Here is a 4,088-nt window from a genome sequence, read left to right on the forward strand (position 1 = left end):
TAGCAGCTAAGAAAATGGGATTGCCATTGTTAGCAGCTAATTGGGGTGTACTACTGGGCGATCGTCATCCCGACAGAGCATTAAAGGAGTTTATTGCTTTGGTGACTTCCCTTGCTCCCTGTGTACTCTACTGGGATAACTTTGATAAAGGCTTTGCTGGCTGGGACTCCAATGCAGATGGAGGTGTGGCAAGGCGGCTATCTGCTGCTTTACTAACTTGGATGCAAGAGCATCAAGAGCCAGTTTATACCATTGCTACTGTTAATCGCTTGTCAATGCTACTGCGGAGTTAGTTCGCCGTTTTGATGATATCTTTTTTGTAGACTTACCCCATGAAGGAGCAAGATATGAAGTTTTCAATCTACATCTAGCTAAGTATTTTCCAGCTTTTCAAGACATTAACTCACCTTGGAGCGATGACCAATGGCGTAGACTGTTGGCTGAATATCGCATTTGCAGTCCGGCAGAAATTAGTAATGCAGTCCGTCGTTGTGCTGAGTCAGCTTTTTATCAAGGTAGACCAGGGGAGATTGAGTTTGAGGATTTGCTGAAACAGCGACAAAAATTTACACCAGCTATGGAGCGAGAGTCAGAACAGATACAGGCAATTCGCAATCAGGCTATTTATGCTAAACCTGTGGCTAGTCAGGATGTTTCTCGATTTGCTTATCAGCACCGAGAGTTATTTGGGTAATCAATTTGGCAACAAAAAAATGAGTGAGAGGCTCGTCCACCACAAATAAATTAGGAAGCTTCTCGACTCACCAAAAAGCCTAGCCTCAATTAGCCTAATGTAATTTTTGAAATTCAGCTTGTGTCGAATTTTAAAATCCGACATTTATTAAAATTCTCAAACTTATTTTTGTCGGATTTTAAAATTCGACAAATCATTGATATACTGCGACTAAGTTTGAGCAATTTTTATGAAACAGATAGTTCTCGCACTCCTGGCTAATGCTGGTGGAGTAGGTAAGTCTACCATTAGCACACATATTGCCTATGAAGTAAGTAAGCGGGGTTATACAGTAGCTATGTTAGATTTAGACCCCCAACGTTCATTAGATGTGTTTTGTGGTTTGTCTCCAGCCGAAGCAAACTTAACTACAGTAGAGTTACTGTCTAAGGATTTTAAAGGTGATTGGTCATTAGTACCAGTTTGGGATTCCAAAGTTGAGGTGTATCAAGGACATCCCTTGTTGGCTGAAATAGCTAATGAATTGGTGATCAGAAAACGTGGAGAATACAGTCTAGCCGACAAATTAAATAAATATTCATTACCCCATAACTTAATTATCTTGGACTGTCCTGCAACTTTGGGTATGCTAAATGTCAATGCTTTAGCTGCTGCTACTCATGTTTTAGTTCCAGTACAGTTAGAGATGAAAGCTATTTCTGGTTCGGCAGAGTTAGTTGAATGGTGTATTTCCACAAGTGACGAGTTACAACTTGAGCCACGTCCACCAATTTTAGGGTTTGTTCCCAGTATGTATAACGAAGTAGTAGCTATGCATAGGCAATACCTAGCACAGTTACCTGCAATTGCTGAGAGATTAGGGATAAAATTGTATCCAAAAATTCGGAGTTCTAACGAGTTTAAAAATGCTAGTGCTTATGGGTTGCCATTGCACAAGTATCGTCCCAAGCATCCTGCTTGCAAAGATTTCAAGTTAATTGTTGATGATGTCATTGCATTAATTAAGGAAAAATAATGGCAAAAGCATTACCGCAAATAAGCGATAAATTTAAAGGGGCAGTGCAGAAAACTGATCAAGAACAAAGAATTACGGATCTGCAAGCTGAAGTAGAAAGGTTACGTGCATCGCAATCACCAGAATTAGAAACAGAAATCGCCAAATTGCGCGAACAATTGCAAAAGCAAACAGGTGAGATTGCCATTGATACAGGTCTAATTGACCCTAACCCTAACCAGCCAAGACAAACAATTACACAAGAGTCTATTCAGGCAAAAGCGAGATTACTAAAAAAACATGGGCAGATTACACCGGTTATTTTAGTTCCTCACGATAACGGTCGTTATATGCTCTTGGACGGGCAGTTACGTTGGGAAGCAGCAAAGTTATTAGGATGGGAGACTATTCGGGCATTAATCGTACCTCAGCCACAGGATTTAGACCAATCATCGTTATTGACTTTTTTAGGTTTTGAAGATTTAAATCCACTAGACAAGGCAGAAGCAATATTTAAAGAGATCACCAAATCAACTGGTTTAGAAATTGATGAGGTTGCTACAACTCTTGGTGCTGTACTTAAGCGGCTTGAACGTAATAATCAAGTCAAGGAGTTAACAAAATTATTAATTGTTAGTAGTGAGGAGCAACAACAAGGTTTAGAAGTACTGGGTATTATTAACGAGGAGCAAGCTTTATTTTTAGTGTTCTTAGAATTCGGGTTGAATCCTGCTTCTGTTAAGTCCAATCTTTTACCAATGTTATCTTTGCCAGAAGATTTAAAAAAAGCAATTCGTCATCAAGAACTGAAAGGCGCTCACGCATTGGCATTAGCAACATTGTCATCAAAAATCTTGAAAATTTCCGAACAAGAGGCAGCTATAGAACGAATAAAAGCAATAGAGCAGGTATTAAAAGAAAGTTTAACTGTACCTGAGACACGCGATTTAGTTAAGAACATTAAAGCTAAGTATTTAACATCAGAACAATCAGAATCGAAAGAAATAAAAGCAGTTATTCAAAAAATCAGTAGTGGATTATCTGAGATGACTTTAGCTAATGCTAGTAGGGAACAACTTCAATCTTTACAAGGAATTTTGGAGCAGAAATTAAATGAAATTGGTAAGTTAATCGGATAAAACTTTTTTATTCTTTGGAAGATGTTACCCTATAAATTTTACCCTACATTGGGGTACAACCATAAAAGTATTATTATTTTTGTAACACTTAATATTAAATTAAGATGTGTACAAAATTTCAATAATTTAAATTTTTGTCTTGATTGTGACTATTAGTTTAGCTGCGTTAACAACCCAGTTTTTAGATCGTCCAGGTAACAGAACAGAACGTACTCGGAGCAACTTTCTGCGAGGAATCCCCTCAATAATCCGGAGAAAATGGGAACATGAAAGTGCGTGCGCCACTCTTGAGCCTTTGTCTGTTCCAAGTGCGGTAATGCTGTCGCTAAATCGAGATAGTGATGCAACGTGTCATCACCCCAACGCTCAATTACTTGGTGCAGATAGGTCGACTCAGCGAAAGGACGCAATCGTTCCTTTACAACTCGCCGTCCTTCAACCTCATCTAGCAGTGTGACTTGCAATGCAGCACCGAGCTGATTTTCCCAATCGGAATTCCTGCTGCTTGCAACTGAGCGAAGACTGACTCTGGTTCTTCATACTCCACTGCAAAATGGCAGGTGTCGTAACACAGGCGCACATGTTCTTTTAACATTGCTCGGATATCGGAGTCTACAAATAACCAGCAAGCCTGATAAACATTTTTGTAAACGATCGCTCGCACCTGCCCCAATTTTTCCAATCCACATCGTCTCTATTTTGTCAATCATTATTACTTGACCGGCTCTCTAGCACTAAACCACACTGCACAACCAACAGTTACCCTGCCCTGTCCTGCCTCTGAGTGTGGCACTTTAAATGCGGAATGTAAGATATAAAGCCAATACAAAAATCTTTAATAAGAAAGATGAAAGATAATCGTAACTACTCAAAAAGTCCGGATAAACTCTCTAAAAACAGTCTGCAAATGACGCTAAATCGTTATCCGAAGCTAAAGTTACCTAGGCTTATTGAGCAGTTAGGTAGATTATTATGTATTCCCTTTTTTCCTGGAGCTGTGGTTCCGCCCACCGATCCCAGATACCTTACATTAGTGACAGGTTTTAATCAGCGCTTTAAAGGCAATCCAAAGTACGTGCAGTTATGTGGTGATGCTAAGCAGGTTTTGCAAGCCGTTCAAACAGCTGTTAATAATCAATACCTTAGCCAATTTACGAGGGTTCAATGCCTGTAGAAACGGGATGAATACGTCCTAAAGAAGTAAGCTTGGCAAAAATCTGGGTTAATAAAATAGGCTCAGGCATTTCGGGAAGCATTTTTA

General features: G+C 39.5%; 6 protein-coding genes. 4 read left to right on the forward strand and 2 right to left on the reverse strand.

The genetic code is table 11. The features are described 5' to 3' along the window. The 4 genes from LC653_RS44900 to LC653_RS44915 all read left to right on the forward strand — a co-directional run. Nucleotides 1–293: AAA family ATPase (locus tag LC653_RS44900; RefSeq protein WP_229501692.1), on the forward strand; the 293-nt coding region annotated here is incomplete at its 5' end. 143 nt (nt 294–436) lie between these two features. Continuing rightward, nucleotides 437–694, forward strand: coding sequence for a hypothetical protein (locus LC653_RS44905; RefSeq protein WP_229501693.1), 258 nt, complete (start codon nt 437–439; stop codon nt 692–694). 229 nt (nt 695–923) lie between these two features. Next, nucleotides 924–1,709, forward strand: a complete 786-nt coding sequence (locus LC653_RS44910) for a ParA family protein (protein ID WP_099068970.1) — start codon at nt 924–926, stop codon at nt 1,707–1,709. Beyond that, nucleotides 1,709–2,827 (forward strand): ParB/RepB/Spo0J family partition protein, encoded by a 1,119-nt coding sequence (locus tag LC653_RS44915; RefSeq protein WP_229501694.1) that lies wholly within the window; start codon nt 1,709–1,711, stop codon nt 2,825–2,827. Before LC653_RS44910 ends, LC653_RS44915 begins: the two co-directional genes overlap by 1 nt. 152 nt (nt 2,828–2,979) lie before the next feature. On the opposite strand, the gene LC653_RS44920 is transcribed toward LC653_RS44915, so the two are convergent. Beyond that, nucleotides 2,980–3,291: a hypothetical protein gene (locus LC653_RS44920; RefSeq protein WP_229501695.1), complete on the reverse strand. Its 312-nt coding sequence runs from the start codon at nt 3,289–3,291 to the stop codon at nt 2,980–2,982. Continuing rightward, entirely contained in the window at nt 3,273–3,509 is a 237-nt protein-coding gene (locus tag LC653_RS44925; protein WP_229501696.1) for a hypothetical protein, read from the reverse strand. Before LC653_RS44925 ends, LC653_RS44920 begins: the two co-directional genes overlap by 19 nt. Nucleotides 3,510–4,088 lie beyond the last annotated feature (579 nt).

The organism is Nostoc mirabile CHAB5784 (assembly GCF_020829645.1).
Lineage (GTDB): Bacteria > Cyanobacteriota > Cyanobacteriia > Cyanobacteriales > Nostocaceae > Nostoc > Nostoc mirabile.

Bases quoted from the DNA above. Each gene is read 5' to 3' on its own strand.
- LC653_RS44915 (WP_229501694.1), top strand. From the start codon at position 1,709: ATGGCAAAAGCATTACCGCAAATAAGCGATAAATTTAAAGGGGCAGTG.
- LC653_RS44910 (WP_099068970.1), top strand. From the start codon at position 924: ATGAAACAGATAGTTCTCGCACTCCTGGCTAATGCTGGTGGAGTAGGT.